This is a genomic window from Faecalicatena contorta, from assembly GCF_022835095.1.
Lineage (GTDB): Bacteria > Bacillota > Clostridia > Lachnospirales > Lachnospiraceae > Faecalicatena > Faecalicatena contorta.
The window spans coordinates 155,118-173,247 of the sequence record NZ_BQNQ01000001.1; the positions used below are offsets into that span (position 1 = coordinate 155,118).

Sequence of the window (18,130 nt, forward strand, 5' to 3'; positions counted from 1 at the left end):
TCCGCCTGCGAACCCCTATTTTATTGATATCCGGGTCTGGATTTCTGGAGTTGCTTTATTTCAGTTACAGAAACCAGCCGGATGATTCCGAATCCGACAGCAAAAGTGAGGATGCAGAAAAGCATTTCCGACCCGGAAGGAATACCGGGGAAGAGTTCCACAATGGAACCGAGAACAAATCCCAGAATTATAAGATATGCCGGCTGGGGGTATTTTGTCATGGCGTGTTCCAGGAGCTTTGTGGTAAGGACAATTCCCAAGAGCAGGCCGATGCCAAGTGGCGCAAGGAATGTCAGCCGGAAACTGCTAATCGCCCCCATAACGGAATCGTATATCCCCATCAGGAGGAACAGATAGGAGACGCTGATTCCCGGCAGCACCAGTGCGATTGCTGCGACAAATCCAGCTAATACCAGAAGCAGCAGGCCGCCCGCCCCAGTAGTCATATCAGCCTGTAAGGCACCGGAGGGAAGCAGGGAGAACAGCAGAACCACAGACAGCCCGATGCCCATGTACAACGGATATTTCCAGGAGAAGCGCCGTATGTCTGCCTGCTTAAGCGTTAAGGGTACACTGCCCGTTACTGCACCCATAAAGAAGTACAGCGTAGGCATGGGATAATTTTGGATCAGCCCGAGCAGCGGACGGGCAAAGAGAACCATACCGAATCCGCCGCCTGCAGAAAAGGCTGTAAGGAAGAGAAGGTTTTCTTTTTTATGTTTTGTAAAGGAACTTACGGAATGGATCAGTTTGGTGTAAATGCCGAGTATCATAGCCATGGAACCGCCGCTTACACCCGGTACCAGCATGGTTCCGCCTACGATCATTCCTTTGATTGCTGTCAGTAAGTTAGTGTGTTTCATTTGGTCTCCTTTTTGCGCTTTATTATATGTGCAGAGGGGGCGGGATACAATGGGGGCAGGGGAATTTTAGCGGGTTTTTAGCAGATGGGGGAGGTGCGCGGAGGTACTATGTTATGCGGAGCAAGATGCCCGCCTTGGCGTACTTGAAAAAAGCAGATCTTTGTGCATAAACAAAAGAGGCTGCCCTTTTCACGGCCAGTAGTGGCCTGAAAGGACAGCTTCTTTATCTTAGAGGGACCCGTCTGGGTTTACGTAGAAAACAATATTATAGTAATTCCGGAGTTATAAAAGGAATATCAGTCATACTATCATGGATTTCATAAAAATAGAAAAGGATATCACTGCAGTACTGCCACAGAATTAGTATTGCGCTTCTCTTTCATATTATTCATGTAATGTGGTGTAAATAGTGAAAATGAATAAATAGTTTATCATTATTCGAAGATCAGTTACTAAACTGTGAAAACAGAACTAGGTTAAAAGAACTAAATAACTTGTTATATTATACTATTTTGGTTCGGGTTTGTCAATAAGATCAGCGATTGTATGTCAACTCTGTGTAAACTTACCTTTGGCCTGCACAGGACATATGTATTTGAATATCTGCTTGTCCTGACAATTCGTATTACTTTTGAGATGTACATAAAAAGAGCTGTTCCGAACCTTTTGGTACGGAGCAGCCTTTTTTCTGCTATCTTATATTGAATTCTTTGCTCTTTTAATCTAGTCCACTCTTTCAATACCAAGGGTGTCTTTAAACACCCTAATCGAAAGTTTGTTGGAAGTAAACAGGCAGATTATCAGTATTACTGTAAGAACGGCGTATAGGAACTATGAAATCCGGTAACTTCAAGCCTGCAAACGAACTTCCAGTTTACAGTATTTTGGCCGTATGATAAAATGTAATAAGGGTGTGGTGCGGGCTGTCCTGCACCATATGAGTTTGTACGATTGATGCTGTATTTGGAAACCAACAATACCTTATTGAACCAAAGGGGAACAATTACATTATGCAGATGCGTTTTGAAGTCCCGGACACCTTTTGGAGTTTATTCCGCTCGGTGAACCGGGATGCTTATATTGAGGCGTTATTATATATTAATGAAGAATACCAGTACAATAATTATTTTTTGACGCGGGAAGCCTGCATTCAGGTCCTGGGCGACATGAACGCGAGGAAGCGTTTCGAGCTGCAGCGCGAGGAGGATGAGACGGAGTTTGATATGTTGGAAACGCCTTCCTCCCGTATCCTAAACTGGCTGCTTAGGACCGGCTGGCTGAAGAAGATTGAGGATTATAATACGCTGGCTACGAATATTGTGATACCGGATTATTCTGCTGTTTTTATTGATGCTTTTGAGCGGCTGACCTCGGAAGACATGGAGGAGACGGAAGTTTATATCCAGAATGTGTATGCCACGCTGTTTTCTTTTCAGCATGATCCGCGCGTGAATCTGAATATGCTCCGGACGGCGCTGATCAATACGAGAAAGCTCAATAAGGCGCTGCAGGACATGCTTCATAATATGGACCGTTTCTTTGCGAGGCTTCTGGACCAGAAGACTTACGGGGAACTGTTGAAGGAGCACCTGGAAGGGTATGTGGAGGAGATTGTGCAGAAGAAGTACCATATTCTAAAGACTTCGGACAACTTCTACATTTATAAGATGGATATTAAAAAGGTTCTTCGGGATATGCGGGAGGATGAGGAGTGGATTGAGAAGATCAGGGAGCGTTCCAAGGCCCAGGGAGATACGAAGGAGGATGTGTTGGACCTGCTGGATATGATTGAGCGGGGATTCGATGATATTGAGCACAGGATCGCCAATATGGATAAGGAACACACGAAGTATGTCCGGGCCACGGTGACGAGGCTGAATTATCTGCTCAGTGGGGAGACGGACACGAAGGGGCTGGTGATCCGGCTGCTGAACCGCATGGCGCAGGGAGACGATTATGAGGAGGTTCTGCGGAGTACGGGAAGCCGGATGAACCTGTCCCTGCTGGAAATGATTTCTGAAAAGTCGCTGTACAAGCGCCGGAGGGGGAGGCAGGACTTTATCAGCCAGATGGCGCCGGAGGAGGCTGCCGAGGATCTGGAGAGAAGTGATGTGCTGAGGCTCAACCGGATACAGGCCAGATACAGCAGAAGGCAGATTGAGGAGTTTATCGAGGCGCATATGAAGGACGAGATGCTGGATGTGTCAAAGATGGAGATTTCAGGGGAAGGGGATTTTGAAAAGCTGATACTGGCTTATGATATGAGTACCAGGAAGGACAGCAGGTATATGGTGCTGGAGGAAGATGCAGCGATGGTGGAGAATAATGGGTACCGTTATCCGGGGCTGAGGTTTGTACGGCGGCGGTGAGACGGGCAGCTTAACAGAATCTCAAAGGAGCCTCAAAGGGGTCAGACCCCTTTGCAGGATGAATAGCATCAGAAAAGTGAGGAGCAGTGTTTCTATGATAGAGTATTATGAACAGCTGATGCAGGAGGAGCAGGAGGCGCTGACGGATGTGATTCAGCTTCTGTACAGGCAGACGTTTCTTCTGGAGCGGAAGTATGACAGGCGGGCGGGAAGGCTGGCCTATGTGAAGGAGTACCGGATATGCAGTAAGCATTTGGAATTTTTGAGAGCATATTTTCAGGTGGCGGGGATTACGCTTCAGGAGAATGCCCATATGGGGCTGATCTATATCCAAGGGGAGGCGCTCTGGGGAGAAAAGATGCCCAGGCTTGCCACGATATACCTACTGGTGCTGAAGCTTCTTTATGATGAGCAGATGGCGGAGGTTTCTTCCAGCAGCCATATCGTGACGACTATGGGGGCGCTCAACGGAAAGGCCGGGGACTTCCGTGTTCTTAAGGGGATTCCGTCGCCCACGGAGATGCGAAGGACGATCTCCCTTCTGAAGAAATATCAGATTATTGAGCCGCTGGATATGCTGGAGGAACTGAACGAACATACCAGGCTGATTATTTATCCGTGTATCAATGCGGTGCTGATGGGAGAGGATATCCGGGAACTGCTGAAAACATTTCACGAGGAGGACAACATTGGAGACGAAACAGCCATTCAAAGCACTATCAAAGATATGCCTGAATAACTGGCATTATATAGACAGGAAGATACTGACTCTGAATGAGGGGATCAATTTTTTCACCGGCCATTCCGGCAGCGGGAAGTCTACAGTGATCGACGCCTTGCAGATTGTGCTGTATGCCAATACGGACGGGAGGCGATTTTTTAATAAGGCTGCAGCGGATGATTCGGACCGGACGTTGATTGAGTACCTCCGTGGCATGGTGAATATCAGTGAAAATAATGAATCCCAATATCTGCGGAACCATAATTTTTCCAGTACGATTGTGTTAGAACTGGAGCAGACCAATACCCATGAAAAGCAATGTGTGGGTGTTGTTTTTGATGTGGAGACTGCGACGAATGAGATCGGCAGGCTGTTTTTCTGGCACACGGGCGGGCTTCTGGAGAATGGTTACCGGGCGGATAAGCGCTGCCTGACAACTGGGGAAATACGGGAGTATCTGCAGCGGGTATTTCCTCCGGAGCAGCATTACTGCGGCCCCAGCAATGAGCGTTTCCGCAGACAGCTGTATGATATATACTTAGGCGGGCTGGATATGGAAAAGTTCCCCCGGCTTTTTAAACGGGCGATACCGTTCCGCATGAATATTAAGCTGGAAGATTTTGTGAAGGAATATATCTGCATGGAGCAGGATATCCACATCGAGGATCTTCAGGAGAGTGTCATGCAGTACGGGCGGATGCGCAATAAGATAGAGGAGACGCTGGAGGAGATCCGAAGACTGAAGGAGATCCGGGAAAGTTATGGACAGTACAGGGAGCGCCGCAGGGACGCCGAGTCCTGTACGTATCAGATCGATAAGCTGGAGATGCTTCAGCTGCGGGCGAAGATTCAGGAGCTGTCGGACAAGATTGGGGGCCGCGAGGAGGAGATCAGCCGGCAGGAGACGATGCAGAGGCGGCGGGAGGAAGATGCCGCCCGGATTCAGAAGGAATATGAGGACGTGCTGCTTCGGATCAGCAACAGTGGCTATTCCGGGCTGGAAACGGAGCTGCTGAGTGTGAATGAGGCGCTGGAGCGCCTGGGCAGCAGTAAGGTAAAGTGGGAGCAGACTGCGGTGCGGTTGAGGGACTGGTCCGGCTGTGACGCGGCGCCCAACCAGGTTTTATGGGATATCGAGAAATTTGGGAAGGGGAATATTACCGAAGGGGAGCTGGAACGGCTGAAGGAGAGCCTGGCCGCGCTTCGGGAGGAGCTGGAGGAGGAGCGGCGTGAGACCGACTCCCGGCTTAGGAAGATTAAGAAGGAAGAGCATGAGGCACGGGAGGAGCTAAAGGAACTCAGGCAAGGGCGCAAGGCATACCCGAAGGAGCTTGAGGAGGCCAGATATGAGCTGCGCAACCGGCTGCATGAGCGCTGCGGGAAGTTTGTGAATGTACAGATTCTGGCCGATCTGCTGGATATTCGGGATGAGCGGTGGCACAATGCCGTGGAAGGATATCTGGGGAATAATAAGCTGCTTCTGGTGGTGGAGCCGCAGTATGCAAAGGCTGCCATGGATATTTACCAGGAATTGGATAAGAAAAAGTTCTTCCGCGCTGCAGTGCTGGATACGGAGAAGGTTCTGGAGGAGGAACATCCGGTACGGCCCGGAGCGCTGGCCGGTGAGGTGATTGCGCGGGAGGCGCATGTGAAGGCATATATTGACTTTTTCCTCGGGAATGTGATGAAATGTGAGAGTGTGGAGGAGCTGCGCAGGTGCCGCGTGGGTGTGACGCCGGACTGTGTTTTGTACCACAGCTACCGGCTGCAGCACATGAATCCGGAGAACTACACCAGAAGAGCTTACATCGGGGAAACGAGTATGCGGCAGCGCATCCGCCAGCTGGATGAGAAGTGCCGGGCGCTGCAGGAGGAGCGGATGCCTCTGCAGGAGATGCTGGAGCAATTCCGTAAGATCGGGCAGTATGAGGGGCTGCTGCAGCCGGTTTCCGAATACATGGAATGGCTGGATGATGTGGGGAAGATACCGGGGAAGGAGCGGCAAAAGAAGCAGCTGACGGAGAAGATGCGTACGCTCCGGGAAGAATCTGTGTCTGCGTGGGAGGGCGAGAAGCTTGAGCTGATGCGGCGGCAGGAAGAAAAGAAGATGCAGATCCGGACGGCCCAGGAGGAGATATGGAAGAATAAGGAGTTTATTAGTAAATGTAAGTCCGATAGCCTGGAGATGCATGCTCAGCTTGCGGACCGGGAGCGGTACTTCAAAGAGGATGCGGAGTTTGAGGAGCTGTTTGCTCAGTTTATGGAGGGCAGGCGTACCGTGAATTACGACTATCTCAGGAGGCAGCGGCTGGGGGACCGGGCGCCGCTGGAGGAGAAGAAGGAACGGGCTTACCAGGAGCTGGTGGATATCCGGAGCAGCTATACACAGAGATACCCGAACCGGACATTCTCAGCCAGTATTAAGGACAACGTCCCTTACGACAGGCTGCTGGAGAGCTTGGAATGCGACGACCTGGAAGGGTACAAAGAAGCGGCCAGGGAGCAGGCGCGGTCGGCGGTAGAACATTTCAAAGACGACTTTATCTTCAAGATCCGCAGTGCAATCCGGGAAGCTTACCAGCGCAAGGATGAGCTGAACCGCATTATCAGCAGGCTGGATTTCGGAAAGGACAAGTACCAGTTCGTGATTACAAAGAACAAGGGACCGGACGGAAAATACTACAGAATGTTCATGGATGATTCGCTGAAGATCAATCCGTCCCAGCTGAGTCAAGCCATGGAGAACCAGCTGAATATGTTCACCATGGAGCACGAGGATCAGTACGGGGAGATGATGAACGAGTTGATCAACATCTTCATTCCGCCCGAGAATGCCACAAGAGAGGAGCTGGAAGAGGCCAAGAAGAACATGGACAAATATGCCGATTACAGGACCTACCTGTCCTTTGATATGCAGCAGATCGTGCAGGGCGAGAAAGACATGACCATCGGACTCAGTAAGATGATCAAGAAAAACTCCGGCGGCGAGGGGCAGAATCCTTTGTATGTGGCACTGCTCGCCAGTTTCGCCCAGGTATATCGGATCAACCTGTCGCCCAAGATACATCGGAATCCCACCATTCGGCTGGTGGTGCTGGACGAGGCATTTTCAAAGATGGATGCGGAGAAAGTGGCAAGCTGCATCTCGCTTATTCGTGGGTTAGGGTTCCAGGCTATAATCAGCGCTACGAATGATAAGATACAGAACTACCTGGAGAATGTGGATAAGACATTTGTATATGCGAATCCGAATAAAAAACATATATCTATACAGGAATTCGAGCGGACAGAATTTGGGGAACTGGTGGAGGCAGAATAGGGGTCAGACCCCTTTGCGGACCATTCTCAGAATGTTCAGTTAATTGGATAACAAAGATGTGTTTTTCCCCTAGGGAGGCGTGATATTGTGTATCTTGTAGAAAGAATTATTGAGAAATGTGAGAACAGTCAAAATGACTGGCGGCTGGGGGCCACAGGCGGGAAGTCTTTGCGGATTGACCAGCAGGAATATGATGCCTGCGGGAAGACTGCTCTGGTCTCGGAGGCGGAGGAGCTGGAGCGGGCGGGGATGATCCGGATTAAGTGGCTGACCCGGGAAAGTGATATCGAGCGGATTTACTACCGGCTGGAGGATCTGGACAGATTTTATGCGGCTCTGATGGAAACACAGCCCGGGCGGCAGCCGAAATGGAAACAGATCCAGGCGTACCGCGAACTGTTGGAGCGGGAACTGGACGGGCTGCAGACGGAGTGGATCTGCCGGTACTACCGGGACCTTCTGGAGCAGCTGGGGCGGGGGAATATTCCGAAGATGCTGGACAAACGGGAAGTATACCTGCCCTGTTTCCGGGGAATCGATGAGCTGAAAGAGACCGTGTTTAAACGGATCTTCAGCAGTAGATATCTTATGAATTCGAAGACTTTTGAGGAAAACGCGGAATCCCATATCATAGCAAAGGCCCGGCAGTATTGCGGAGATGTAGTGGAAGAGATGGATGATAAGGAAGTACTCTCCCAGCTCAATATTGAGGAGTATTCCCAGGAAATGTCTCTAAAGGGGGCTCTGCGGATTGGGATAGTGCAGGGCTCAACATGTTTTGATATTAACCTGGGAGAATATATATATGGGACGGTCTTGAATAGCGAGACATTGAAAAATGCCATGATCCTGAGTGAGCAGCCGGAGATAAAATGCGTAGTTACCATTGAAAATAAGGCCAATTTCGTATCGGCTCCATATCAGGAAGGAACCTTATATGTCTTCAGCCACGGGTATTTTTCACCACGGGAAAAAAGATTTCTGCAGCAGCTTTGGGCGGCGCTGGAGGGAAAAGGCGTACAGTTTTATCACAGCGGGGATTTGGATTACGGTGGAGTTAAGATTTTTGAGTATATTAAGAAAAATATTTTCCCGGATGTGCGGCCGCTTATGATGGACGCGGAGACATATGAACGCTATCTGGCATGGGGAGAACCGATTGCCGCAAAGACGCTGCAGAAGCTGAAAAACACTAAGATACCGGAACTCCAGGGCCTGATAGATGCTATCCTGGAGAAGAGGGCGGCTATCGAGCAGGAATGTTTTCTGATGTGAGGCCTGCGTGGAAAAACGCAGGCGAAAAGGGGGAATGTTTAGGCAGTGCGCTGTGCACAAAGAGTTTCCGAGAGTACTCAAAATTAAAAAGGAGGTAAGTATGAAATATGAAATAAAAGGCGGGGCATTTCCCGTGGTTGTATGTGAGCTTGAAAATGGGGAACAGATGATTACTGAAAAAGGCTCCATGGTATGGATGAGTCCAAATATGCAGATGGATACTGCAGGCGGAGGTCTGGGGAAAATGTTCTCAAAAGCATTTTCCGGCGAAAGTATGTTCCAAAATATATATACTGCACAGGGGGCAGGGATGATCGCGTTCGGTTCCAGTTTCCCGGGGAGGATACTTCCGCTTGAGATTAGTCCGGGCAGAGAGATGATTGTTCAGAAAAGTGCATTTCTTGCATCAGAGGCAGGAATTCAGCTGTCCATGCATTTTAATAAGAAAATGGGAGCGGGATTTTTCGGCGGGGAAGGTTTTATCATGCAGCGGCTTTCAGGTTCAGGCATGGCATTTGTAGAGATAGACGGGGAACTGGTTGAATACCAGCTGGGGCCCGGACAGCAGATCGTTGTGGATACCGGCAATGTAGCGGGATTTGAAGTCGGCGTGCAGATTGATATACAGCAGGTTCCGGGGATCAAGAATAAGCTGTTGGGCGGTGAAGGGCTGTTTAACACCGTACTGACGGGCCCGGGCAGAATCTGGCTGCAGACGATGCCGATATCCAGCGTGGCAGCATCCATCCGGCCTTTCATACCAAGCGGAAATGCATAAAGTGCGCAAAGGGGTCAGACCCCTTTACAGGTAAGGAGAGGAGCTGCAGAGATGAGATTGATGATTGCATCGGATATTCACGGATCTGCCTTTTACTGCAGGCAGATGCTGGAGGCATACGAAAGAGAAAGGGCGGACAGGCTGCTTCTTTTGGGAGATATCCTGTATCATGGGCCGCGCAATGACCTGCCGAAGGAGTACGCTCCCAAGCAGGTGATTGCATTGCTGAACCCTATGAAGGAACACCTGCTCTGCGTCAGGGGAAACTGTGATACAGAGGTCGATCAGATGGTGCTGGAGTTTCCGGTTATGGCGGAATACTGCCTGCTGGAACTGGATGGCCAGACCATTTTCGCCACGCATGGGCACAATTTTAATCCAGAACATCTGCCGGCGCTTAAAGCAGGCGATATTCTGCTGAATGGACATACCCACGTTCCTGCCTGTGAGGAGCATGAAACATATATTTATATGAATCCGGGCTCTGTTTCTATTCCAAAGGAGGATTCAGTGCATAGTTATATGATATATGAAAATAAATTATTTCAATGGAAAGATATGAATGGAGAGGTATACCGGATATGGAAGACAAATATGCATTGCTAATTGACGCGGATAATGTTTCCGCAAAATATATAAAGCCGATACTGGATGAATTGTCCAAGTATGGAAACGTAACTTATAAGAGAATCTACGGAGACTGGACCAGCACGTATAATTCAAGCTGGAAAGAGGAACTGCTCCAGAATTCCATTACTCCGATCCAGCAGTTCAGTTACACGCATGGGAAAAATGCAACCGATTCTGCCATGATTATAGATGCAATGGATATGCTGTATACAAGTGAGTTAGAAGGGTTCTGCCTGGTATCCAGTGACAGCGACTTTACAAAGCTGGCCAGCCGTCTCAGAGAGAGCGGCAAGACTGTCATAGGGATGGGGGAAGATAAAACGCCGGCGCCCTTTAGAAAAGCCTGTGATATCTTTACCGTACTGGAATTGCTGCTGGAAGATAACACCATAGAAAAGGAAGAGAAGAATACAGTACATGCCACCGGAAAAGACTGTAAGAAGAGCAGTACGGATGTGGTATCCAAGAATCAGATAGAAGAGGCGGTCGTCAAGATCATAACCGAAAATCAGAACAATGATAAGGAGACCGGCCTTGGTGAGGTTGGCAGCCGTCTGGTCAAACTGTATCCGGATTTTGATGTCCGGCGTTACGGGTATAGCCTGCTGTCAAAGTTTCTGGAGACATTTCCAAAACTAAAGCTGAAACAGGACGGCACACAGGTTACCGTCATGCTGTATGAAGACAAAAGCAGGCAGGAGATGCTGGAAGAGTATATTATCATGCTTGTTCAGAATGCCGGGGCCCAGGGCGTATCCTTAGGCACGCTGGGGAACAGAATCAGAAACCGGTTTGGCGATTTCAAAGTCAGAGATTATGGGTATTCCCAGTTTAAACAGTATATTCAGAGCTTCCCTAGTATACAGATTCGGGATGATGGGGAACAGAACTGGGCAGTACATGTTGATAACAGGTAAATGAGTGCAAAGGGGTCAGACCCTTTTGCAGAGGGGTCAGACCCCTTTGCGGAAGGGTCAGGCCCCTTTTATCAGTTCTCTTTCGAAAATTATCTTTCTAAAATGTTCGTTTCCGAATAAATTTCCCCAAAAACCCATCCGCGCCCAATTGATTTGCTTACCCTCTATGCTAAGATAATCTTGTAAAGGTAACAACTCATTTTATAATCAATAACAGAAAGGAGCAAAGTTATGAGCATAAATAAGAAACTTCTCCCGCCGGGCCTTACCAGGGAAAACAGAACAGAGAAACTAAATCAAGCCATGAGAAGTGTAAAACCGGAGATCTGTATCGAGCGGGCCCGCCTTATTACGCAGAGTTACCGCAGTACAGAAGGAATGCCTTACATTATCCGCAGGGCTATAGGCCTGAAAGACCTTCTTGAGCATATGACAATCTTTATAGAGGACGAAGAGCTGATCGTGGGAAATCATGGTTCCAAACCCCGTTGTGCCCCGCTCTTCCCGGAATTCGGAGGTTTCAGCAAGGAAGAACTGGACAGGATGCCCACCAGGAAGGTAGACACACTGCAGATTACGGAGGCGGATAAGGCGGCTCTTTTGACAGAAATATACCCGTACTGGGAAAACAAGTCCATAGGAGATTTATCCAGGCACTACATTGACGAGCGGATCATGCAGGTGCTAGACTCCCCCTACCGTGTATTCAATCCTTTAAGCCGCGCGCGCAGCGGATATGGCCATTACCTGCCGGATATTCAGAAAATCATCAGCCATGGGTTCCGAAAAGTAGAGGAGGAAGCAAAAGATTGCTTGGAAAGTCTGGACATTCTGGATCCTGAGTTTACAGATAAGACTCATTTCTATAAAGCAGTCCTGATTGTATGCCAAGGGATAAGACGCTTCCAGAACCGTTATGCAGACCTGGCGGAACAGATGGCAGCAGAGGAAGGTAATAAGCGTAGAAAACAAGAGTTGCTTCTCATCGCCTCCAACTGCAGGCAGGTTCCTTATGAGCCGGCGCGGACGTATTATGAGGCGCTCCAGTCGTATTGGTTTACGCTTCTGATTGATTACTGCGGCCAAAATGGCTCCGCTATATCAGGAGGCCGGGTGGATCAGATGTTCTATCCTTACTATAAAAATGACCTGGAAAATGGCACCATGGTCAAAGAAGAGGCGCGGGAGCTTCTGGAGGCATTGTGGGTAAAGAGCAGCGATGTCATTAAAGCAGGAACCTACATGAGTGCCAGAAATAACGGCGGATTCGCCACTACGATCAACGTGGTGCTGGGCGGTGTTGATGAGAATGGGGAAAATGCAGTCAACGATTTTACCTATGTCTGCCTGGATGCAGAACAGACGGTATTCAATTCTGAACCCAACACCAGCATCCGTATTTCACAGAAGAATCCGGATAAATTCTTAAACCGTGTACTGCAGATCCTCGTGGAAAATGAAGGCGGAAAGCTTCCATTTTTTAACGATGACTTAATCATAGACGGCCTGATGAAGGACGGAGTATCCCTGGAGGATGCCAGAAACTACGCAATCGTAGGGTGTGTGGAACCGACAGGACAGGGCAATACCATGGGCAGAACCAATGCATGTTACTTCAACCTTGCCAAATGCCTGGAGCTTGCGTTATTTAACGGGGTATGCCAGATGTCGGGAGAACAGCTGGGGCCGGTAACCGGAAAATTTGAAGAGTTTGAGACTTTTGAAGAGTTTAAGAAAGCATATGAGATACAAGTAAATTATTTTGTTGACATGATGATCAGTTCGCTCAATTCCATCGAACTGCTGCACGCACGGTATGGGCAGCATATTTATTGTTCCATGCTGCTGGAAGGCTGCCTGGAAAAAGGCAGAGACTGTACGCAGGGAGGGGCAAAATACGACTATGCAGGCGTGCAGGGAGTCGGAATTGCGGATGTGGGAGATTCTCTCATGGCTATAAAAACGCTGATATTTGACAAAAAGGAAATGGCGCCGTCCCTGCTTCTGGATGCATTAAGGCATAATTTTGAGGGGCAGGAAATCCTTAAATACCGTCTCATCAACCAGATACCGAAATACGGAAACGACATCCCCGAAGCAGACGAGTTGACAGCGTATGTGGGAAAACAGTACTGTGAAAGCGTCAAAGGCCATCGGTCTCCCTACGGCGCGATCTACCGTCCCGGCCTGTTCTGCCTCTCCTCAAACACACCGCTGGGCCGCCAGGTCTGCGCACTTCCAAGCGGCAGAGAGGCGGGGACTCCACTGGGAGACGGCGGCATTTCTCCGAAACACGGCATGGATATCTGCGGGCCGACCGCCGCGGTCAAGTCTGTAGCCAGAGTGGATCACGAGAGCGCGATCAACGGAGTGAACTTTAACATGAAATTCATGCCTACGATCCTCAGGACAAAAGAAGAAAGGCAAAAACTCATCGACCTGATCCGGACGTATTTCGCCATGGGAGGCATGCATATTCAGTTCAACATCCTGACCCCGGAAAAGCTCAAAGATGCGCAGCAGAATCCCGACCGCCACAGAAATCTCGTTGTACGCGTAGCAGGATACAGTGCATTTTTCGTGGAACTGGACAAAGACATACAGGATGAAATCATCAGCAGAACCATGCAGTGCGTATAGAGGGAGGAAAAGAATGCAGGGAAATATATTTGATATTCAAAGATACAGTATCCACGATGGCCCGGGGATCCGCACGGTGGTCTTTTTAAAGGGCTGCCCGCTGCGCTGCAGGTGGTGTTCTAATCCGGAGTCCTGGCAGGCGCATCCGCAGTTATTCTATGCATCCTCCAGATGTATTGGCTGCCTGAACTGCGTAAATCACTGCCCGGACGGGCAAATTACGGCGGAAAATGGACTGCAGATTCATTGGGACAGGTGCGGGAACGATCATCTGGACTGGGTGGCAAAGTGCCCTGCAAAGGCTCTTACCGTAAAGGGAAAATGGATGCCGCCGAAAGAGGTGTTTGAAGAAGTTTTAAAAGACGAGGCATTTTATAAAAGAAGTAAAGGGGGGATTACCCTGTCAGGGGGTGAGCCGCTGCTGCAGGCAGACTTTGCAGAGTCCCTGTTAAAACTATGCCGAGGCCACGGGATTCATACGGCCGTAGAGACGACCGGATGCGTGCCAAAAGAAAACCTGGAAAAAGTGCTGCCCTACACGGATTTATTTCTATACGACATCAAATCCGCAGACAGCCAGGTCCACAAAACCTGGACAGGTGCAGACAATCAACAAATTCTACGGAATCTGGAGTGGCTTGCAAGACAAACAAAAGGCATTTTCATCAGGACACCCATGATACCGGGAGTAAACGATAGTGAACAGGATATTTTAGACATCATCGAGATCATTCAGAAAAATGGAATCCGTTATTATGACATCCTCCCCTTCCACCAGTATGGAAGCGGAAAATACATTTCCTGCGGGTTGGATTACTCCATGCAGGATGTAAAGCCCCATGAGGAAGAGTATGTAGAAAAAATCAGGGATACCATACACAGCTTCGGACTTTCCACCAAAATGGAAGAAATGGCTGACTAAGAACAAAATGGGCAAGACCACTTTGGCGCCGCCGCGCTGCCCGCCTTGCGGCTATATACCTTATCACGGCGTGCGCATCCCCGGAGGAGTCTTATGATATAGGAAAAACATCCCCCATATACCTGATCAAATCCAGATATATGGGGGATATGTATGATCCTAGCCGTTGCCGCAGAGCGGTATGTGTATCGGACAGGACAGTGCAGACGAAAAAATATTATGACAGCGTTACCTGCCGGCGGATGTCAATCGGGCTTTTGCTGGCGGATGTATTGCGGTACAGTTCCAGCTGGAATACGCACTTATCGGCCCGGGTGATAGAGGTGGTAAATTCGAATACAAATCCCGAATCCAGATAAGAGATACGCTGAATCTTATAGCCGGGGACCTTTGCTGCACATTTCAGCAGATCAGCCTCATCCTTATTGATAATGATTGCTTCAATTGTCTCCGTTGCACGGTAGAGATTCAGTGCGTAGCGCTCACTCAGCACCTTGTACAAGGATACGGTTGAAAAATCAAAGAATTCAATCCGTTCGCAGAGATAATAGGGGACAAAAGCCTTCTCAAATAAGATTGGCTCATTGTTCGCACAGCGCAGCCGGTAAAGTTTAAATACCTTATTCTGCGTCGGCGGCAGTTTGAGCTGGTCGCGGATATACTGATCCGCCTCTACCACCTCGCTCTTAATGACAACAGAGGTGGGAACCGCTCCAAGTTCCCTCATATTCTCGGTAAAATTGTAAAGATAGTTGATGTTTCGTTTCATCTTGGGATCTGCAATAAAGGAACCCCGTCCTCTGTAGCGGACAAGGAGGCCCTCATCCACAAGCCTGTCCATGCACTGGCGGACTGTAGTCCGGCTGATATTTAATATGCTGCAAAGGTTTGTCTCTGTGATCATTTGATCACCGGGCTTCAGGACACCTGCCTGGATTTGTATCTTAATATAGGAGGCAAGCTGCTCATACAGAGGAGAATCGCTCTCAGGCGAGAACTGAAATGTTTCTTTAAAATAGTCAATGTCCAATTGTATAGTTCCTTTCTATAAAATAAGAATTTCCGCCCGGGTTAGATTGGGAAAATGCAGTAATTATAGCGGATTCTGCTGTTTTATTTTCTTCAATAGTATCATAAATATATACGATATTCAAACATAATTACCAGTTAATGGAATGGTAAAAACAACTGGATTATGTCTATCGGATGTGATACAATAATAATGTATCAAATGTATGATACATTTATATTATCATATTAAATTATAAAACGCAATATCCACGGAAAAAGAAGTTGTTGTATGGTTACTATCGCGGCCCATTTGCCGTGAATAGTAACGTTGTATGGGGGCTGATAAGGATTGATGCATACACAGGATCGCAGAAAAGCAATTTTAAAAGAACTTGAACAAAACGCTTATGTTCGTGTGGGTACACTGAGCAGCATGTTCGGCTGCACTGAGATGACGATCCGCAGAGACCTGAATGAGATGGCGGAGGAAGGCCTGCTGAAAAGGACCCACGGGGGTGCTGTAAAAATAGGAAAGAATTTTGTGACTGACAATGTAAAAGACTTGCTGTACAGCAATCTGCATAATAAGATATACATAGCCAGGCAGGCGTACAAAGTCATCAGTGCTCAGGATACTATATTTTTAGATGATGCAACCACCTGCCTGTATCTGGCAAAGGAAATTAAGAAAAATGAGAAAAAACCGGTAAATATCATAACAAACAGTGTACTTTTGGCATTGGAACTTATGCAGGCGGAACATGTCTCCATAAAGATTATCGGAGGAGATGCGGCCGGCAATCTATCTGCGACTGTGGGGCAGGAGGCCGTCGAACAGATCGCGCGATGCAGGGCGGACAAGGCGTTTATCGGAGTCAATGGCATTGATTTCACGGAGGGAATCACAGGGATTGGGTACCCCCAGATGGAGATTAAGCAGGCCATGTTAAAAAGTGCAAAAGAGACCTACGTGCTGGCGGACAGCAGCAAATTCGGGCATATCTATCTTTCCCATATCTGCAATATCGATCAGGTTACGGCCGTGCTCACGGATGGGAATCTGGCGGCGGCATTTCAGGAAGATGCCAGGGCCCATGGCTTCCCGGTTATCTGGCAGACGGGGGCGAAGAAAAACGAAGAATGAATACAGTTCGGACTAGTCGGGACTGTTATGAATGAAGGGAGCAAATATGAGCAAAACAAAGTTAAGTGAAAAGGAAAAGTGCCAGGCAGGGCTGCTCTACGATGCCAACTATAATCAGGGGCTGGCGGAAGAAAGAAACAGATGCAAGGATCAGTGCTGGCTGTTTAATTCCTGCCGGCCTTCGGAGCAGGAAAAACGGATGAACATCATGAAGGGGATTCTGGGGAAGACCGGCAGCTCCTTCCTGATTGAGCAGACCTTTTGGTGCGATTACGGATACAATATAGAAATTGGTGAAAATTTTTACGCAAATCACGGATGTGTCATCCTGGATGCGGCCAGGGTGACTTTCGGAGACAATGTCTTCATCGCGCCCAACTGCGGATTTTACACGGCCGGACACCCGTACAGCCCAGATCTGCGCAACCAGGGTCTGGAGTATGCAAAGCCGATTAGCATTGGTAATAATGTGTGGATTGGGGGAAATGTCACAGTGCTGCCGGGAGTGACCATAGGGGATAATACCATCATCGGGGCAGGCAGCGTGGTGACGAAAGACATTCCGGCAGGTGTGGCGGCCGTGGGCAATCCATGTAAGGTGTTAAGGGAAATTACCGAAGAGGAGATGGAAAGAGAAAGGAGGAGTGTACAATGAACTGGCTGGATTTACATATGCATTCCGTCATCAGCGATGATGGGGAATTTGAGCCGGAGAAACTGATGGACATGTGCCGGGAGGCGGGGCTGAAAACCGTGGCAGTTGCGGACCATAACAGCACCAAAGCTCTTGGACGGGCTGCCGCCAGGGCAAAAGAGAACGGTCTTCGGCTGATCCCCGCAGTAGAGCTGGACTGCTGCATACGGGGCAGGGAACTGCATATTCTGGGATACGGCATTGATCCGGAATATCCGGAATATGGAAAGGTGGAACAAAATCTGCTGGCCCAGGAACAGGAGAGCTCAAAAATACGGCTGAGGCTGGCGGAGGAAGCGGGATTAATCGTGGATCATGATTTGGTCTATGAGCTGGCACATCACGGTGTCGTGACAGGAGAAGTCATTGCAGAGGCTGCGCTGAAGAATGAGGAGAATCACGCATTGCTGCGGGATTACCTGCCGGGGGGAAAGCGGAGTGACAATCCCTATGTGAACTTTTACTGGGACTGGTGCTCACAGGGAAAATGCGCCTATGCACCAGTAGAATTTATTTCCCTGGACAGAGCTGTAGAGATTATTACAGCATCGGGGGGAGTTCCCATTCTGGCGCATCCTGGCAATAATACGAGGGAAGATGAGATGCTGCTGCAGGATATCGTGAAAGCAGGGGTCCGGGGAATGGAAGTATTCAGCAGCTACCATACGGATGAGCAGGTGGAGTTCTACCTGGACTGGGCCATGAAACGGCAGCTGCTGATCACGGCAGGAAGCGATTTTCATGGAAAGACAAAGCCGTCTATCCATTTGGGCCGTATGGATGTAAAAGGGCTGGAAGATAAAATTTATAAAGAACTTATGGATGCGGTTTAAAAGGAGGGCATAGA

At 48.8% G+C, this 18,130-nt stretch carries 14 protein-coding genes; 12 read left to right on the top strand and 2 right to left on the bottom strand.

The features are described 5' to 3' along the window. Nucleotides 1–20: 20 nt before the first annotated feature. Nucleotides 21–863 carry a DUF368 domain-containing protein gene (locus MWG26_RS00675; protein ID WP_025654001.1) on the bottom strand — a complete coding sequence of 281 codons (843 nt, stop codon included), beginning with the start codon at nucleotides 861–863 and terminating at the stop codon, nucleotides 21–23. Between the two features lie 1,010 nt (nucleotides 864–1,873). On the opposite strand from MWG26_RS00675, the gene MWG26_RS00680 reads away from it, so the two are divergent. The 9 genes from MWG26_RS00680 to MWG26_RS00720 all read left to right on the top strand — a co-directional run bounded on the left by MWG26_RS00680 (nucleotide 1,874) and on the right by MWG26_RS00720 (nucleotide 14,434). Beyond that, the gene (locus MWG26_RS00680) at nucleotides 1,874–3,232 is read left to right on the top strand and encodes a Wadjet anti-phage system protein JetA family protein (RefSeq protein WP_025654002.1); all 1,359 of its coding nucleotides are present in this window, start codon (nucleotides 1,874–1,876) and stop codon (nucleotides 3,230–3,232) included. A gap of 94 nt (nucleotides 3,233–3,326) precedes the next feature. Then, the gene (locus tag MWG26_RS00685) at nucleotides 3,327–3,971 is read left to right on the top strand and encodes a DUF4194 domain-containing protein (RefSeq protein ID WP_025654003.1); all 645 of its coding nucleotides are present in this window, start codon (nucleotides 3,327–3,329) and stop codon (nucleotides 3,969–3,971) included. After that, nucleotides 3,922–7,272 (top strand): ATP-binding protein, encoded by a 3,351-nt coding sequence (locus tag MWG26_RS00690; protein WP_044926061.1) that lies wholly within the window; start codon nucleotides 3,922–3,924, stop codon nucleotides 7,270–7,272. Before MWG26_RS00685 ends, MWG26_RS00690 begins: the two co-directional genes overlap by 50 nt. Before the next feature lie 87 nt (nucleotides 7,273–7,359). Next, complete coding sequence (locus MWG26_RS00695) at nucleotides 7,360–8,547, top strand: Wadjet anti-phage system protein JetD domain-containing protein (protein ID WP_117441162.1); 1,188 nt, start codon at nucleotides 7,360–7,362, stop codon at nucleotides 8,545–8,547. 100 nt (nucleotides 8,548–8,647) lie between these two features. After that, the gene (locus MWG26_RS00700; RefSeq protein WP_025654006.1) at nucleotides 8,648–9,325 is read left to right on the top strand and encodes a TIGR00266 family protein; all 678 of its coding nucleotides are present in this window, start codon (nucleotides 8,648–8,650) and stop codon (nucleotides 9,323–9,325) included. A 51-nt stretch (nucleotides 9,326–9,376) separates the two neighbouring features. Further along, on the top strand, nucleotides 9,377–9,931 hold the full coding sequence (yfcE, locus tag MWG26_RS00705; RefSeq protein WP_117441161.1) for a phosphodiesterase: 555 nt from the start codon (nucleotides 9,377–9,379) through the stop codon (nucleotides 9,929–9,931). Beyond that, complete coding sequence (locus MWG26_RS00710) at nucleotides 9,907–10,872, top strand: NYN domain-containing protein (RefSeq protein WP_025654008.1); 966 nt, start codon at nucleotides 9,907–9,909, stop codon at nucleotides 10,870–10,872. The genes yfcE and MWG26_RS00710 overlap by 25 nt, the downstream gene beginning before the upstream one ends. Before the next feature lie 231 nt (nucleotides 10,873–11,103). After that, complete coding sequence (locus MWG26_RS00715; RefSeq protein WP_044926065.1) at nucleotides 11,104–13,512, top strand: glycyl radical protein; 2,409 nt, start codon at nucleotides 11,104–11,106, stop codon at nucleotides 13,510–13,512. 13 nt (nucleotides 13,513–13,525) lie between these two features. Further along, entirely contained in the window at nucleotides 13,526–14,434 is a 909-nt protein-coding gene (locus MWG26_RS00720) for a glycyl-radical enzyme activating protein (protein ID WP_025654010.1), read from the top strand. Between the two features lie 217 nt (nucleotides 14,435–14,651). Here the strand turns inward: MWG26_RS00720 and MWG26_RS00725 are convergent, their stop codons facing one another. Beyond that, entirely contained in the window at nucleotides 14,652–15,464 is an 813-nt protein-coding gene (locus MWG26_RS00725) for a GntR family transcriptional regulator (protein WP_025654011.1), read from the bottom strand. Between the two features lie 333 nt (nucleotides 15,465–15,797). Here MWG26_RS00725 and MWG26_RS00730 point away from each other — a divergent pair, with 333 nt between their 5' ends. The 3 genes from MWG26_RS00730 to MWG26_RS00740 are packed head-to-tail and all read left to right on the top strand — an operon-like array spanning nucleotide 15,798 to nucleotide 18,116. Beyond that, a complete protein-coding gene (locus MWG26_RS00730; RefSeq protein ID WP_025654012.1) occupies nucleotides 15,798–16,589 on the top strand; it encodes a DeoR/GlpR family DNA-binding transcription regulator in 792 nt (263 codons plus the stop codon). Between the two features lie 31 nt (nucleotides 16,590–16,620). Next, the gene (locus MWG26_RS00735; protein ID WP_244062681.1) at nucleotides 16,621–17,244 is read left to right on the top strand and encodes a sugar O-acetyltransferase; all 624 of its coding nucleotides are present in this window, start codon (nucleotides 16,621–16,623) and stop codon (nucleotides 17,242–17,244) included. Then, nucleotides 17,241–18,116, top strand: a complete 876-nt coding sequence (locus tag MWG26_RS00740) for a PHP domain-containing protein (protein ID WP_025654014.1) — start codon at nucleotides 17,241–17,243, stop codon at nucleotides 18,114–18,116. Before MWG26_RS00735 ends, MWG26_RS00740 begins: the two co-directional genes overlap by 4 nt. Nucleotides 18,117–18,130 lie beyond the last annotated feature (14 nt).

Bases quoted from the DNA above. Each gene is read 5' to 3' on its own strand.
- MWG26_RS00675 (WP_025654001.1), bottom strand. From the start codon at position 863: ATGAAACACACTAACTTACTGACAGCAATCAAAGGAATGATCGTAGGC.
- MWG26_RS00680 (WP_025654002.1), top strand. From the start codon at position 1,874: ATGCAGATGCGTTTTGAAGTCCCGGACACCTTTTGGAGTTTATTCCGC.
- MWG26_RS00685 (WP_025654003.1), top strand. From the start codon at position 3,327: ATGATAGAGTATTATGAACAGCTGATGCAGGAGGAGCAGGAGGCGCTG.
- MWG26_RS00700 (WP_025654006.1), top strand. From the start codon at position 8,648: ATGAAATATGAAATAAAAGGCGGGGCATTTCCCGTGGTTGTATGTGAG.
- yfcE (WP_117441161.1), top strand. From the start codon at position 9,377: ATGAGATTGATGATTGCATCGGATATTCACGGATCTGCCTTTTACTGC.
- MWG26_RS00710 (WP_025654008.1), top strand. From the start codon at position 9,907: ATGGAAGACAAATATGCATTGCTAATTGACGCGGATAATGTTTCCGCA.
- MWG26_RS00715 (WP_044926065.1), top strand. From the start codon at position 11,104: ATGAGCATAAATAAGAAACTTCTCCCGCCGGGCCTTACCAGGGAAAAC.
- MWG26_RS00720 (WP_025654010.1), top strand. From the start codon at position 13,526: ATGCAGGGAAATATATTTGATATTCAAAGATACAGTATCCACGATGGC.
- MWG26_RS00730 (WP_025654012.1), top strand. From the start codon at position 15,798: ATGCATACACAGGATCGCAGAAAAGCAATTTTAAAAGAACTTGAACAA.
- MWG26_RS00735 (WP_244062681.1), top strand. From the start codon at position 16,621: ATGAAGGGAGCAAATATGAGCAAAACAAAGTTAAGTGAAAAGGAAAAG.
- MWG26_RS00740 (WP_025654014.1), top strand. From the start codon at position 17,241: ATGAACTGGCTGGATTTACATATGCATTCCGTCATCAGCGATGATGGG.